Origin of the sequence: Aminobacter sp. Piv2-1 (assembly GCF_037625995.1) — a bacterium.
Lineage (GTDB): Bacteria > Pseudomonadota > Alphaproteobacteria > Rhizobiales > Rhizobiaceae > Aminobacter.
Genome location: NZ_JARKMU010000011.1, coordinates 1 through 12,519, shown reverse-complemented (window position 1 = coordinate 12,519; position 12,519 = coordinate 1). Strand labels below are relative to the sequence as shown.

The 12,519-nt window shown below is 62.6% G+C and carries 24 protein-coding genes and 1 pseudogene; all 25 read right to left on the bottom strand.

All coding sequences use genetic code 11. The features are described 5' to 3' along the window. Nucleotides 1–4: 4 nt before the first annotated feature. Nucleotides 5–373: a 30S ribosomal protein S13 gene (rpsM, locus tag AmiPiv_RS19210; protein WP_340039900.1), complete on the bottom strand. Its 369-nt coding sequence runs from the start codon at nt 371–373 to the stop codon at nt 5–7. A 183-nt stretch (nt 374–556) separates the two neighbouring features. Further along, nucleotides 557–1,150, bottom strand: coding sequence for an adenylate kinase (locus tag AmiPiv_RS19205; protein ID WP_340039898.1), 594 nt, complete (start codon nt 1,148–1,150; stop codon nt 557–559). Beyond that, complete coding sequence (gene secY, locus AmiPiv_RS19200; protein ID WP_340039896.1) at nt 1,147–2,487, bottom strand: preprotein translocase subunit SecY; 1,341 nt, start codon at nt 2,485–2,487, stop codon at nt 1,147–1,149. The genes AmiPiv_RS19205 and secY overlap by 4 nt, the downstream gene beginning before the upstream one ends. Before the next feature lie 130 nt (nt 2,488–2,617). After that, a complete protein-coding gene (gene rplO / locus AmiPiv_RS19195) occupies nt 2,618–3,091 on the bottom strand; it encodes a 50S ribosomal protein L15 (protein ID WP_340039893.1) in 474 nt (157 codons plus the stop codon). A 21-nt stretch (nt 3,092–3,112) separates the two neighbouring features. Further along, nucleotides 3,113–3,310 carry a 50S ribosomal protein L30 gene (gene rpmD, locus AmiPiv_RS19190; RefSeq protein ID WP_340039891.1) on the bottom strand — a complete coding sequence of 66 codons (198 nt, stop codon included), beginning with the start codon at nt 3,308–3,310 and terminating at the stop codon, nt 3,113–3,115. 25 nt (nt 3,311–3,335) lie between these two features. After that, on the bottom strand, nt 3,336–3,911 hold the full coding sequence (gene rpsE, locus AmiPiv_RS19185; RefSeq protein WP_340039889.1) for a 30S ribosomal protein S5: 576 nt from the start codon (nt 3,909–3,911) through the stop codon (nt 3,336–3,338). Between the two features lie 129 nt (nt 3,912–4,040). Then, nucleotides 4,041–4,400, bottom strand: a complete 360-nt coding sequence (rplR, locus tag AmiPiv_RS19180) for a 50S ribosomal protein L18 (RefSeq protein WP_340039887.1) — start codon at nt 4,398–4,400, stop codon at nt 4,041–4,043. An 87-nt stretch (nt 4,401–4,487) separates the two neighbouring features. After that, entirely contained in the window at nt 4,488–5,021 is a 534-nt protein-coding gene (gene rplF, locus AmiPiv_RS19175) for a 50S ribosomal protein L6 (RefSeq protein WP_340039885.1), read from the bottom strand. 35 nt (nt 5,022–5,056) lie between these two features. Continuing rightward, nucleotides 5,057–5,455 carry a 30S ribosomal protein S8 gene (gene rpsH / locus AmiPiv_RS19170; RefSeq protein ID WP_067961896.1) on the bottom strand — a complete coding sequence of 133 codons (399 nt, stop codon included), beginning with the start codon at nt 5,453–5,455 and terminating at the stop codon, nt 5,057–5,059. Between the two features lie 12 nt (nt 5,456–5,467). Further along, nucleotides 5,468–5,773 carry a 30S ribosomal protein S14 gene (gene rpsN, locus AmiPiv_RS19165; RefSeq protein ID WP_340039881.1) on the bottom strand — a complete coding sequence of 102 codons (306 nt, stop codon included), beginning with the start codon at nt 5,771–5,773 and terminating at the stop codon, nt 5,468–5,470. A gap of 27 nt (nt 5,774–5,800) precedes the next feature. After that, nucleotides 5,801–6,358 carry a 50S ribosomal protein L5 gene (gene rplE / locus AmiPiv_RS19160; protein ID WP_340039880.1) on the bottom strand — a complete coding sequence of 186 codons (558 nt, stop codon included), beginning with the start codon at nt 6,356–6,358 and terminating at the stop codon, nt 5,801–5,803. Beyond that, on the bottom strand, nt 6,351–6,665 hold the full coding sequence (gene rplX, locus AmiPiv_RS19155) for a 50S ribosomal protein L24 (RefSeq protein WP_340039877.1): 315 nt from the start codon (nt 6,663–6,665) through the stop codon (nt 6,351–6,353). The genes rplE and rplX overlap by 8 nt, the downstream gene beginning before the upstream one ends. A gap of 12 nt (nt 6,666–6,677) precedes the next feature. Next, complete coding sequence (gene rplN / locus AmiPiv_RS19150; RefSeq protein ID WP_006205457.1) at nt 6,678–7,046, bottom strand: 50S ribosomal protein L14; 369 nt, start codon at nt 7,044–7,046, stop codon at nt 6,678–6,680. A 72-nt stretch (nt 7,047–7,118) separates the two neighbouring features. Then, nucleotides 7,119–7,358 (bottom strand): 30S ribosomal protein S17, encoded by a 240-nt coding sequence (gene rpsQ, locus AmiPiv_RS19145; RefSeq protein ID WP_018427850.1) that lies wholly within the window; start codon nt 7,356–7,358, stop codon nt 7,119–7,121. A gap of 11 nt (nt 7,359–7,369) precedes the next feature. Next, a complete protein-coding gene (gene rpmC / locus AmiPiv_RS19140) occupies nt 7,370–7,570 on the bottom strand; it encodes a 50S ribosomal protein L29 (protein WP_340039532.1) in 201 nt (66 codons plus the stop codon). 13 nt (nt 7,571–7,583) lie between these two features. Beyond that, entirely contained in the window at nt 7,584–7,997 is a 414-nt protein-coding gene (rplP, locus tag AmiPiv_RS19135) for a 50S ribosomal protein L16 (protein ID WP_018427848.1), read from the bottom strand. 27 nt (nt 7,998–8,024) lie between these two features. Then, nucleotides 8,025–8,744, bottom strand: a complete 720-nt coding sequence (rpsC, locus tag AmiPiv_RS19130; protein ID WP_340039529.1) for a 30S ribosomal protein S3 — start codon at nt 8,742–8,744, stop codon at nt 8,025–8,027. Continuing rightward, nucleotides 8,744–9,133: a 50S ribosomal protein L22 gene (rplV, locus tag AmiPiv_RS19125; RefSeq protein WP_019171222.1), complete on the bottom strand. Its 390-nt coding sequence runs from the start codon at nt 9,131–9,133 to the stop codon at nt 8,744–8,746. The genes rpsC and rplV overlap by 1 nt, the downstream gene beginning before the upstream one ends. A 1-nt stretch (nt 9,134) precedes the next feature. Beyond that, nucleotides 9,135–9,413, bottom strand: a complete 279-nt coding sequence (gene rpsS, locus AmiPiv_RS19120; RefSeq protein WP_035032279.1) for a 30S ribosomal protein S19 — start codon at nt 9,411–9,413, stop codon at nt 9,135–9,137. A 15-nt stretch (nt 9,414–9,428) separates the two neighbouring features. Continuing rightward, on the bottom strand, nt 9,429–10,262 hold the full coding sequence (gene rplB / locus AmiPiv_RS19115; RefSeq protein ID WP_018427844.1) for a 50S ribosomal protein L2: 834 nt from the start codon (nt 10,260–10,262) through the stop codon (nt 9,429–9,431). Nucleotides 10,263–10,284: 22 nt separating this feature from the next. Further along, entirely contained in the window at nt 10,285–10,578 is a 294-nt protein-coding gene (locus AmiPiv_RS19110; RefSeq protein WP_340039522.1) for a 50S ribosomal protein L23, read from the bottom strand. After that, nucleotides 10,575–11,195, bottom strand: coding sequence for a 50S ribosomal protein L4 (rplD, locus tag AmiPiv_RS19105; protein WP_340039520.1), 621 nt, complete (start codon nt 11,193–11,195; stop codon nt 10,575–10,577). The genes AmiPiv_RS19110 and rplD overlap by 4 nt, the downstream gene beginning before the upstream one ends. Continuing rightward, nucleotides 11,195–11,905 (bottom strand): 50S ribosomal protein L3, encoded by a 711-nt coding sequence (gene rplC / locus AmiPiv_RS19100; RefSeq protein ID WP_340039518.1) that lies wholly within the window; start codon nt 11,903–11,905, stop codon nt 11,195–11,197. Before rplC ends, rplD begins: the two co-directional genes overlap by 1 nt. 58 nt (nt 11,906–11,963) lie before the next feature. Continuing rightward, on the bottom strand, nt 11,964–12,272 hold the full coding sequence (gene rpsJ / locus AmiPiv_RS19095; RefSeq protein WP_006205468.1) for a 30S ribosomal protein S10: 309 nt from the start codon (nt 12,270–12,272) through the stop codon (nt 11,964–11,966). A 66-nt stretch (nt 12,273–12,338) separates the two neighbouring features. Further along, nucleotides 12,339–12,519 (bottom strand): annotated as a pseudogene (gene tuf / locus AmiPiv_RS19090) (elongation factor Tu); the annotation flags it as partial.

The following is a 12,519-nucleotide window of genomic DNA, read 5'->3' as shown; positions in this document are numbered from 1 at the left end:
AACCTTACTTCTTCTTGCCGGCGATCGCCTTGGCCGGACCCTTGCGGGTGCGGGCATTGGTGTGCGTGCGCTGACCGCGCACCGGCAGCGAACGACGGTGACGCAGGCCGCGGTAGCAGCCGAGGTCCATCAGACGCTTGATGTTGATCGAAACTTCGCGGCGCAGATCGCCTTCGACCTGATAGTCGCGGTCGATCGTCTCGCGGATCGCCAGAACTTCGGCGTCGGTCAGCTGGTTGACGCGACGCTCGGCCGGGATACCCACCTTCTCGACGATCTCCTGGGCGAACTTCTTGCCAATGCCGTGGATGTACTGAAGCGCGATCACGACGCGCTTGTTGGTCGGAATATTGACGCCGGCTATACGAGCCATCTTTTCACTCCATTTGGGCCGGACAATGCCGGCGCTTCAAGTTGTCCCGCGTCCGGTGGAGGCCGGCCCTTGCGGGTTTTCCGTATCAATGCTCATGCATACCCTCACGGGCAGCAAACAAATGCCTGAATGGAAGACGGGCCGCCATACTCCGGATCGGCCCGTCCGTCAAGACCCCTAGCGCTAATTGCGCAGCGTGTCCGCCAAGACCGCATCGATCTGAGCGGTCACGTTGTCGATCTCCGCCATACCGTCGACCTGCTTCAGGAGGTCGTTGGCGTAGTAGTAGCCGATCAGCGGGGCGGTCTTCTTGTAGTACTCGCGCAGGCGTTCGTCGAACACCTCCGGATTGTCATCCTTGCGCGGCGGAAGGCCAGCGGCCTTCGCCTCCTCGGCGCGCTTGACGATTCGGCCGACCAGCGCCTTGTCGTCGACGACGAGTTCGACGACCACATCGAGCGGCATGCCGCGCTCGGCGAGCATGTCGGCGACGGCATCGGCCTGGGCCAGCGTGCGCGGATATCCGTCGAGGATGAAACCGCGGGCGCAATCATCCTGGTCGATGCGCTCGGCGACGATCGCGTTGACGATCTCGTCGGACACCAGACCGCCGGCATCCATCACCGCCTTGGCGCGCAGTCCAACTTCCGTCTTGGCTCCCACGGCTGCGCGCAGCATGTCACCGGTGGAAAGCTGAGGAATGCCGTGCTTGTCGACCAGCCTCTGTGCTTGCGTCCCCTTGCCCGCCCCCGGCGGTCCAAGCAATATCAGCCTCATCTTCCCCTCTTACCTCCGCGGAGCTTCGACTTCTTGATCAGACCCTCATACTGATGGGCGATCAGGTGACCCTGAATCTGCGCCACCGTGTCGAGAGTTACATTGACGACGATGAGAAGCGAAGTACCACCAAGGTAGAAGGGCACGCCCGTCCACGAAATCAGGAACTCCGGGATCAGGCAGATGACCACGAGGTATGCGGTGCCGATGACGGTGATGCGAGTCAGCACGTAGTCGATGTATTCGGCGGTGCGTTCACCCGGACGGTATCCGGGGATGAAGCCTGAATGCTTCTTCAGCTGGTCGGCCGTGTCCTTCGGATTGAACACAATCGCCGTATAGAAGAAGGAGAAGAAGATGATCATGCCGGCATAGAGCGCCATGTAGAGCGGCTGGCCGTGGCCGAGCGCCGCCATGATCGCGCTCGCCCAGCCGGGCAGCGTCGTCGTATTGGCGAAGCCGGCGAAGGTCGCGGGCAGCAACAGCAGCGACGAGGCGAAGATCGGCGGAATCACGCCCGAGGTGTTCAGCTTCAGCGGCAGGTGCGAGGTGTCGCCCTGGAACATGCGATTGCCGATCTGGCGCTTCGGGTACTGGATCAGCAGGCGGCGCTGGGCACGCTCGAAGAAGACGATCACGGCGATCAGGACGATCGCTAGCACGATGATCGCCAGGATCAGGCCCGTGGACAGCGCGCCGGTACGGCCGAGTTCGAGAGTGCCGCTGATTGCGCTCGGCAGGCCGGCGACGATGCCGGCGAAGATGATGAGCGAAATGCCGTTGCCGATGCCGCGGGCGGTGATCTGCTCGCCGAGCCACATCAGGAACATGGTGCCGCCGACGAGCGTGATGACCGTCGAGGCGCGGAAGAACATGCCGGGATCGGCGACGATGCCGTTGCCGCTCTCAAGCCCGACGGAAATGCCGTAGGCCTGGACGACGGCGAGAAGGACCGTACCGTAGCGGGTGTACTGGTTGATGATCTTGCGGCCCGCCTCGCCTTCCTTCTTCAGCGCTTCGAGCGACGGGATGACCGACGTCATGAGCTGCATGATGATGGAGGCGGAGATGTAGGGCATGATGCCCAGGGCAAAGATCGCCATGCGCTGCACGGCACCGCCGGCGAACATGTTGAAGATGCCGAGGACGCCGCGGCTCTGCTGGGTGAAGGCCTGAGCGAAGGCGTCGGGATTGATTCCCGGAAGCGGAATGTAGGTGCCGAGGCGATAGACGAGCAGCGCGCCGATGGTGAACCAGATGCGCTTCTTGAGATCTTCGGCCTTGGCGAAGGCTGCGAAATTCAGATTGGATGCAAGTTGTTCTGCAGCCGATGCCATAGAGGACACTCCCTTGGTCACGCCGCATGCCGCAAGCCGGCGCGGCGTGAGTCACCGAAGCCACGAAATAGGCTTCGGACGGTAAACATGCAAGCGGCGGTATCTCTACCGCCGCCAGCTCGCAAACCTTTTACTCGGCAGCTGCCGTTTCCGGTAGCTTAACCGATCCTCCGGCCTTCTCGATCTTCTCGATGGCCGGCTTGGAGGCGCCGGCCACGTCGAAGGCCACCTTGGCCTTCAGTTCGCCGTCGCCGAGGATCCGCACGCCGTCCTTGACGCGGCGGATCACGCCGGCCTTGACGAGTGCCTCGCCATTCACGGTTTCCTTGGCGTCGAGCTTCTTGGCATCGATCGCGGCCTGGATACGGGCCAGCGACACGGTGACGAAGCTCTTGGCGAAGATGTTGGTGAAGCCACGCTTCGGCAGGCGGCGGTAGAGCGGCATCTGGCCACCCTCGAAGCCGTTGATCGCCACGCCCGAACGGGACTTCTGGCCCTTGACACCGCGGCCGCCGGTCTTGCCGGAGCCCGAACCGATGCCGCGGCCCAAGCGCTTCTTCGAGTGGGTAGCGCCGGAGTTGTCACGCAGATCGTTGAGTTTCATGTCCTGTCTCCTGCGCTCGGCTTAGGCCTCGTCCACGACGCGGACGAGGTGCTGCACAGCAGCGATCATGCCGCGAACCGAAGGAGTGTCCTCCAGGGTGCGCTTGCGATGCATCTTGTTGAGGCCGAGGCCGACCAGCGTGGCACGCTGCTCCTTCGGCCGACGGATCGGGCTGCCGATCTGCTCAACGGTGATGGTCTTGGTTGCTTTATTGGCCATGGTCTAGATCCCCTGGTCCCAGCGACTATTCTTCCGCCGCGACCGCGGAACCGCGGCGGGCCTGAAGCGTCGAGTACTTGATGCCGCGCTGCGCAGCCACATCCTTCGGATGCATCTGGCTCTTCAGCGCATCGAAGGTCGCGCGAACCATGTTGTACGGGTTCGACGAACCCATCGACTTGGCGACGACGTCATGCATGCCGAGCGTCTCGAAGACGGCGCGCATCGGACCGCCGGCGATGATGCCGGTACCCTGCTTGGCAGAGCGCAGCAGAACGCGGCCAGCGCCCCAACGACCTTCGACGTCGTGGTGCAGCGTACGGCCCGAGCGGAGCGGCACGAAGATCATGTCGCGCTTGGCCGATTCGGTTGCCTTGCGGATCGCTTCCGGCACTTCGCGCGCCTTGCCGTGACCAAAGCCAACGCGGCCCTTCTGGTCGCCGACGACGACGAGCGCTGCGAAGCCGAAACGCCGGCCGCCCTTGACGACCTTGGCGACGCGGTTGATGTGAACGAGCTTGTCGACGAATTCGCTGTCGCGCTCTTCACGGTCACGGCTGCGCTCGCGATCGCGGCCGCCGTCCCTACGTTCTTGTGCCATATTCCTGTCCTTGTTCTTTTCCGGAAGCACGGGGTTAAAACGACAAATCCGGCGTCTATAGCGTCGCCGGATTTATTGCAACTGGGCAGATATGCGGCGCAGCGTCACGCGCGGCGCCGAACGGCTGCCTCAGAAGTTCAGGCCGCCTTCACGCGCAGCTTCGGCAAGTGCCTTGATGCGGCCGTGATAGATGTAGGCGCCACGATCGAAAACGACATCCTTGATGCCGGCCTTCGAAGCCCGATCGGCGATCAGCTTGCCAACAGCGGTAGCAGCGGCAGTGTCGGCACCGGTCTTGAGCGAGCCCTTGAGATCCTTCTCGAGGGTCGAAGCGGCGGCGAGCGTGCGGCCGTTGGCGTCGTCGATGACCTGAACATAGATGTTCTTCGACGTGCGGTGGACCGACAGGCGCGGACGACCGTTGGCGACCTTCTTGATCTGGCGGCGGATTCGCGCCGAACGGCGCAGAGTGGTTTCTTTCGAAGCCATAGTAGTGGTTCCTTGCCTTCTGAAACGGGCGCGGCCATCTGCGGTAAGCTGAAATGCTTCCCGCGACCGCGCACCGCGGCGTTGTTATTACTTCTTCTTGCCTTCTTTGCGGACGATCTTCTCGCCTGCATAGCGCACGCCCTTGCCCTTGTAGGGCTCGGGACCGCGATATTCGCGGATCTCGGCGGCAACCTGACCGACCTGCTGCTTGTCGATGCCGTTGATCACGATTTCGGTCGGCTTCGGCACCGTGATGGTGATGCCTTCCGGCGTCTGATAGACGACGTCATGGCTGAAGCCAAGTGCCAGCTGCAGGTTCTTGCCCTGGAGCGCGGCACGATAACCGACGCCGGTGATCTCGAGCTTCTTTTCGAAGCCGTCCTTAACACCCGTCAGGATGTTGACGATCTGCGTGCGCGACATGCCCCACTTGGAGCGCGCGTCCTTCGACTGGTCGCGCGGCTGGACGGCGATTTCGCCATTGTCCATCGTGACCAGAACTTCGTCGTTGACCACGAACTTCAGCTCGCCCTTGGGGCCCTTGGCCGTGACGGTCTGGCCGTCGACGGCTGCGGTGACGCCCTGCGGAAGCTGAACGGGTTTCTTGCCAATACGAGACATAGTCCTCGTGCCTTTCTTGTTTCAGCCTACGCAGATCAGAAGATCTGGCAGAGGATTTCCCCGCCGACGTTCTGTTCGCGCGCTTCGTGGTCGGCCATCACGCCCTTCGGAGTCGAAAGGATCGAGATGCCGAGGCCATTGGCAACAGGCGGAATCGACTTGGACGAGACGTAAACGCGGCGGCCCGGCTTGGAAACGCGGGCGATTTCACGGATGACCGGCTGGCCGTCGAAGTACTTCAGCTCGATTTCGATCTCGGACTTGCCGTTTTCGAAGTCGGTCTGGCTGTAATCGCGGATGTAGCCTTCCGCCTTCAGCACGTCGAGAACGCGGGCGCGCAGCCTGGACGCAGGCGTCGACACGGTCGACTTCTTGCGGCCATAGGCATTGCGGATACGGGTCAGCATATCGCCGAGAGGATCACTCAAAGACATGTCAAATGCTCCTTACCAGCTCGACTTGACCAGGCCCGGGATCTTGCCCGTCGAGCCAAGGTCGCGCAGCGCGACGCGCGACATCTTCAGCTTGCGATAGTAGGCGCGCGGACGGCCGGTGACTTCGCAGCGGTTGCGGATACGGATCTTGGCCGAGTTGCGCGGCAGCGCGGACAGCTTGAGCTGCGCGCGGAAGCGTTCCTCGATCGGCTTCGACTGATCCATGATGATTTCCTTGAGGGCCTTACGCTTGGCAGCGTATTGGTCCACAAGCTTGCGGCGCCGGTTGTTCTTTTCGACTGAGCTGGTCTTTGCCATTTCAGATTTTTCCTTTGCTCGCTGCCGTTACTGCCGGAAGGGGAAGTTGAAAGCCTTGAGCAGAGCCCGGGCTTCGTCGTCCGTCTTGGCGGTCGTGCAAACGATGATGTCCATACCCCAGATCTGGTCGACCTTGTCGTAGTTGATCTCGGGGAACACGATGTGCTCCTTGATGCCCATGGCGTAGTTGCCACGGCCGTCAAAGCTCTTCGGGTTCAGGCCGCGGAAGTCGCGAACGCGCGGCAGCGCGATGTTCACGAGACGGTCCAGGAACTCGTACATGCGCTCCTGGCGGAGCGTCACCTTGGCGCCGATCGGCATGTTCTCGCGCACCTTGAAGCCGGCGATCGACTTGCGGGCGCGGGTCACGACCGGCTTCTGGCCGGCGATCATGGCGAGGTCTTCGGCTGCGACCGACGGCTTCTTCGAATCCGCCGTGGCCTCGCCGACACCCATGTTCAGCACGATCTTGTCGATGCGCGGGATCTGCATCTCGTTTTCGTACTTGAACTGCTCCTGCAGCGCCTTGCGGATGGTCTCCTTGTAGACCTTCTTCAGGCGGGGCTCGTTGGTTGCCTTAGCCATTGATGACTTCTCCCGAACGCTTGGCGACACGCACCTTCTTGCCGTCCTTCTGGATCTGGAAACCGACGCGGGTCGGCTTGCCGTCCTTGGGGTCAGCGAGCGCGATGTTCGACAGGTTGATCGGCGCTTCCTTGGTGATGATCCCGCCCTCTTGGGACTGGGACTGCTTCTGGTGGCGGCGGATCATGTTCACGCCGCGGACGAGCGCGGTGTCTTCCTTCGGCTGGACTGCCAGCACCTCGCCGGTGCGGCCCTTGTCCTTGCCGGTCAGAACGACAACCTTGTCGCCTTTACGGATCTTCTGCATTTTACCGGCTCCTTACAGCACTTCGGGCGCGAGCGAGATGATCTTCATGTGGTTCTTGGCGCGAAGCTCGCGCGGAACCGGCCCGAAGATACGCGTGCCGATCGGTTCTTTCTTGTTGTCGACGAGAACGGCCGCGTTCTTGTCGAAACGGATCACGCTGCCGTCCGGACGACGGATGTCCTTGGCCGTGCGAACCACGACCGCCTTCATCACGTCACCCTTCTTAACGCGGCCGCGCGGAATGGCTTCCTTGATCGACACCACGATGATGTCGCCGACGGATGCGTACTTCCGCTTCGAGCCGCCCAGCACCTTGATGCACATGACACGACGCGCGCCGGAATTATCCGCCACGTCGAGGTTTGTTTGCATCTGAATCATGACTGGCCGCCTTCTTCTTCTCTAACGGGATGGGCTACCGCCCTCCCCGGCTTGTCCAAAATTCGTTCGTTATTACGCCTGGTCCGAAGACACTACGACCCAGCGCTTGTCCTTGGAGATCGGCTTCGACTCCTGGATGAACACGGTGTCGCCGACCTTGTGGGCGTTGTTCTCGTCGTGCGCCTTGTAGTTCTTCGACATACGCACGGTCTTCTTCATCACCGGGTGCGTGAAGCGACGCTCGACCTTGACGACCACCGTCTTCTCGTTCTTGTCGCTGACGACCGTACCCTGCAGGATGCGCTTTGGCATGGTTTTCGTCCTTAAGCCTTCTTGCCGGCCGACTTTTCGGCGGCGATCGTCTTGATGCGCGCGATGTCCTTGCGGACCTGCTTCACGCGCGCCGTCTTTTCCAGCTGACCGGTCGCCTTCTGGAAGCGCAGGTTGAACTGCTCCTTCTTGAGGGAGGCGAGCTCGTCGGAGAGCTGGTCCTGGGTCTTCGTCCTGATGTCCGAGGCTTTCATGATCAGCCCTTCCTTATTCTGCGATGCGCTGAACGAAGCGCGTCCTGACCGAGAGCTTGGCAGCGCCGAGGCGCAGGGCCTCGCGAGCCACTTCCTCGGAAACGCCGTCGATCTCGAACATCACGCGGCCCGGCTTGATACGGCAGGCCCAGTAGTCGACCGCGCCCTTACCCTTACCCATGCGGACTTCGGTCGGCTTCGAGGTGACGGGCAGGTCCGGGAAAATACGGATCCAGACGCGACCCTGACGCTTCATTTCGCGGGTGATCGCGCGGCGGGCCGCCTCGATCTCACGCGCGGTGACGCGGTTCGGCTCAAGCGCCTTCAGTCCGAAGCCGCCGAAATCCAGGTTGGTGCCACCCTTCGCGGTACCGTGGATGCGGCCCTTGAACTGCTTACGGAACTTTGTGCGCTTTGGCTGCAGCATCGTTCTAACTCCAAATTCCTATGCGTATCAGGCGTTTTCGCGACGGCGACGCTCGGGACGCTCGCCAGCGTGCGAATGATCGCCTTCGGTTGCGCGACGCTCGGAAGCCATCGGGTCGTGCTCGAGGATCTCGCCCTTGAACACCCACACCTTGACGCCGCAGATGCCGTAGGCGGTCTGGGCTTCGGCCGTACCGTAGTCGACGTCGGCGCGCAGCGTGTGCAGCGGCACGCGGCCTTCGCGGTACCATTCCATGCGAGCGATTTCAGCGCCGCCGAGACGGCCCGAGCAGTTGATACGGATGCCCTCGGCGCCGAGACGCATGGCCGACTGCACGGCGCGCTTCATGGCGCGGCGGAAGGCGATGCGGCGCTCGAGCTGCTGGGCGATCGACTGCGCGACCAGGGTCGCGTCGGTCTCCGGCTTGCGAACCTCGACGATGTTGAGGTGCGTCTCCGAGCGGGTCATCTCGGTCAGCTTCTTGCGAAGCTTCTCGATGTCGGCGCCCTTCTTGCCGATGATCAGGCCCGGACGGGCGGCGTGGATGGTCACGCGGCACTTCTTGTGCGGACGCTCGATGACGATCTTCGAGATCGCGGCCTGCTTCAGCTCGGCCTCAAGATACTTGCGGATCTTGATGTCCTCGTGCAGCAGCTGGCCGTACTCGCCGGTGTTGGCGTACCAACGCGAGTCCCACGTGCGGTTGATGCCGAGGCGGAGACCAATCGGATTGATTTTCTGGCCCATTATGCGGCCTCCCCTTTTTCTTCGACTTCACGAACGACGATCGTGAGGTGCGAGAACGGCTTCTCGATGCGGCTGGCGCGACCACGGCCACGAGCGTGGAAACGCTTCATGACGATCGACTTGCCGACATAGGCTTCCGCCACGACCAGCGCGTCGACGTCCAGGTCGTGATTGTTCTCGGCGTTGGCGATAGCCGATTCGAGAGTCTTCTTGACCGTACCGGCGATGCGCTTGCGCGAAAATTCCAGATCGGACAGCGCGGTGCCAACCTTCTTGCCGCGGATCAGCGCGGCAACCAGGTTGAGCTTCTGCGGGCTGACGCGGATCGTGCGGAGGACTGCACGTGCCTCGTTGTCAGCAAGCCTGCGCGGAGCTTTGGCCTTGCCCATGTTACTTCCTCTTCGCCTTCTTGTCCGCGCCGTGACCGTAGTAGGTCCTGGTGGGAGCGAACTCACCGAACTTGTGGCCGACCATGTCCTCGTTCACGGAGACCGGGACGTGCTTCTGGCCGTTGTAGACACCGAAGGTGAGACCGACGAACTGCGGCAGGATGGTGGAGCGACGGCTCCACATCTTGATCACCTCATTACGGCCGCCTTCACGCACCTTGTCTGCCTTCTTGAGCAGATAGCCGTCGATGAACGGGCCTTTCCAGACTGAACGAGTCACTGGGCTTACCTCTTATTAGCTCTTGCGCAGATGACGCGAGCGAACGATGAACTTGTCGGTCGCCTTGTTGGACCGCGTCTTCTTGCCCTTGGTGGGCTTGCCCCACGGGGTCACCGGATGGCGACCACCGGAAGTGCGGCCTTCACCACCGCCGTGCGGATGGTCGACCGGGTTCATGGTGACGCCGCGGTTGTGCGGACGCTTGCCACGCCAGACGGTACGACCGGCCTTGCCGTCGTTGATGTTGCCGTGGTCCGGGTTGGACACGGCTCCGACGGTGGCCATGCACGAGCCGTGAACGATGCGCTGCTCACCCGAGTTGAGGCGAAGGATCGCCATGCCCTGGTCACGGCCGACCAGCTGGGCGTATGCACCAGCCGAACGGGCGACCTGGCCGCCCTTGCCCGGCTTCAGCTCGATGTTGTGGACGATCGTGCCCACCGGCATCGAACCGAGCGGCATCGCGTTGCCCGGCTTCACGTCGACCTGCTCGCCGGCGATGATCTTGTCGCCAGCCTGCAGGCGCTGCGGAGCAATGATGTAGCTCAGCTCACCATCGTCGTACTTGATCAGCGCGATGAAGGCGGTGCGGTTCGGGTCGTATTCGAGACGCTCGACCGTGCCGACCACGTCGAACTTGCGACGCTTGAAGTCGATGATGCGGTACGAACGCTTGTGACCACCGCCGATGAAGCGGGCGGTGATGCGACCGTAGTTGTTGCGGCCGCCCGACTTGGTCAGGCCCTCGGTCAGGCCCTTGACGGGCTTGCCCTTGTAGAGGCCCGAGCGGTCGACGATGACCAGCTGGCGGGTGCTCGGCGTTACTGGCTTGAATTTCTTAAGTGCCATTGTCCTGTCCTCGCGGCCTTGCTCAGAGACCCGTCGCGACGTCGATCGACTGGCCGTCGGCCAGCGTCACTACCGCCTTCTTGACGTCGCTCTGGCGGCCGATCGTGCCGCGGAAGCGCTTCACCTTGCCCTTGCGGACCAGGGTGTTCACGGAAGTCACCTTCACGCCGAACAGCGCTTCGACGGCAGCCTTGATCTCAGGCTTGCTCGCCTTCTTGGCGACGTTGAAGACGACCTGGTTGTGCTCGGAAGCCATGGTCGACTTTTCGGTGATCGCGGGGCTCACGATCACGTCGTAGTGGCGGAGATCCGTCATTTGAAGCGCTCCTCGAGAGCCTCGACGGCGGCCTTCGAAAGGACCAGCGTGCCGCGGCGCAGAATGTCGTAGACGTTGATGCCCTGGATCGGCAGGACGTCGATGTTCGGGATGTTCGTCGCCGCGCGCTTGAAGTTCTGGTCAAGCTCGGCGCCGCCGATCACCAGGGCGTTGCTCAGGCCAAGCGCCGCGAAGTTCGCGACCAGGGCCTTCGTCTTCGCCTCGTCGAGCTTCAACTCGTCGACGATGATCAGGTTCGACGCCTTGGCCTTGGCCGAGAGCGCGTGCTTGATGCCAAGAGCGCGGACCTTCTTGGGAAGATCGTGCTCGTGGCTGCGGACGACCGGGCCGTGGGCCTTGCCGCCGCCGCGGAACTGCGGGGCGCGAGCCGAGGAGTGACGGGCGCGGCCCGTACCCTTCTGCTTGTACATCTTGGCGCCGGTGCGTGCGATGTCCGCACGGCCCTTGGCCTGATGGGTGCCCTGCTGCTTCTTGGCGAGCTGCCAGCGCACGACGCGCTGCAGGATGTCTTCGCGCGGGTCAAGGCCGAAGATCTCGTCGGAGAGCTTCACCTTGCCGGCATCCATGCCTGCGAGGGTGGTAATCTTGAGGTCCATTATTCCGCTCCCTCGTTGGCCGGAGCCTGTTTGTTGGCAGCGCGGATCGCGGCCGGCTTCGGCGCGTTCTCCGGCAGCGCCACCTTGGCGGCGTCGCGCACCAGGATCCATGCGCCCTTCGTGCCCGGAACCGCGCCGCGGATCAGGATCAGGCCGCGATCGAGGTCGGTCGAGACGACCTCGACGTTCTGGGTGGTGACGCGAACGTCGCCCATGTGGCCGGCCATCTTCTTGCCCTTGAACACCTTGCCCGGGTCCTGGCGCTGACCGGTCGAACCGTGAACGCGGTGCGACAGCGAGTTACCGTGGGTCGCGCGGCCGCCACCGAAATTGTGGCGCTTGATGACACCTTGGAAGCCCTTACCGGTCGAAGTGCCGGTGACGTCGACCTTCTGGCCGGCGACGAAGTGATCGACGGTGATCTCGGCGCCAACGTCGAGCATGTTGTCGGCGGACACGCGGAACTCCGCGACCTTCGACTTGGGCTCGACCGAGGCAGCGGCAAAATGACCGCGCATGGCCTTCGACGTATTCTTCACCTTGGCGAGGCCGACGCCGAGCTGGACGGCGGTGTAGCCGTTCTTCTCCTGCGTGCGCTGCGCCACGACCTGGCAGTTCTCCATGCGGAGAACGGTGACGGGAACGTGCTCGCCGGCGTCGTTGTAGACGCGCGTCATTCCCACCTTCTGTGCAATAACACCTGAACGCATCGGTTCGTTTTCCTTCAGAGGAGCCGTCCGGTTTGACCCTTCCGGCTCATGTTAGCTCTTAGAGCTTGATTTCGACGTCGACACCGGCGGCGAGGTCGAGCTTCATCAGAGCGTCGACGGTCTGCGGGGTCGGATCGACGATGTCGAGAAGACGCTTGTGGGTGCGCATCTCGAACTGCTCGCGGCTCTTCTTGTCGACGTGGGGCGAGCGGTTCACCGTGAACTTCTCAATCCGCGTCGGCAGCGGAATGGGGCCGCGAACGTTGGCGCCGGTGCGCTTTGCGGTCGACACGATTTCGCGCGTCGAGGCGTCGAGCACTCGGTGATCAAACGCTTTCAGGCGGATGCGGATATTCTGTCCGTTCATCAGTCAATTCCTTGTTCTGGCGCGGCGCGGGCGTATTCCCGCCCGCGACAGATCGATTAATTCAACTTACTCGACGATCGAGGCGACGATGCCGGCGCCGACGGTGCGGCCGCCTTCACGGATAGCGAAGCGGAGCTTCTCTTCCATGGCGATCGGCACGATCAGTTCGACGTCGACCGTGATGTTGTCGCCCGGCATCACCATCTCGGTGCCTTCCGGCAGCGTCACGATGCCGGTCACGTCCGTC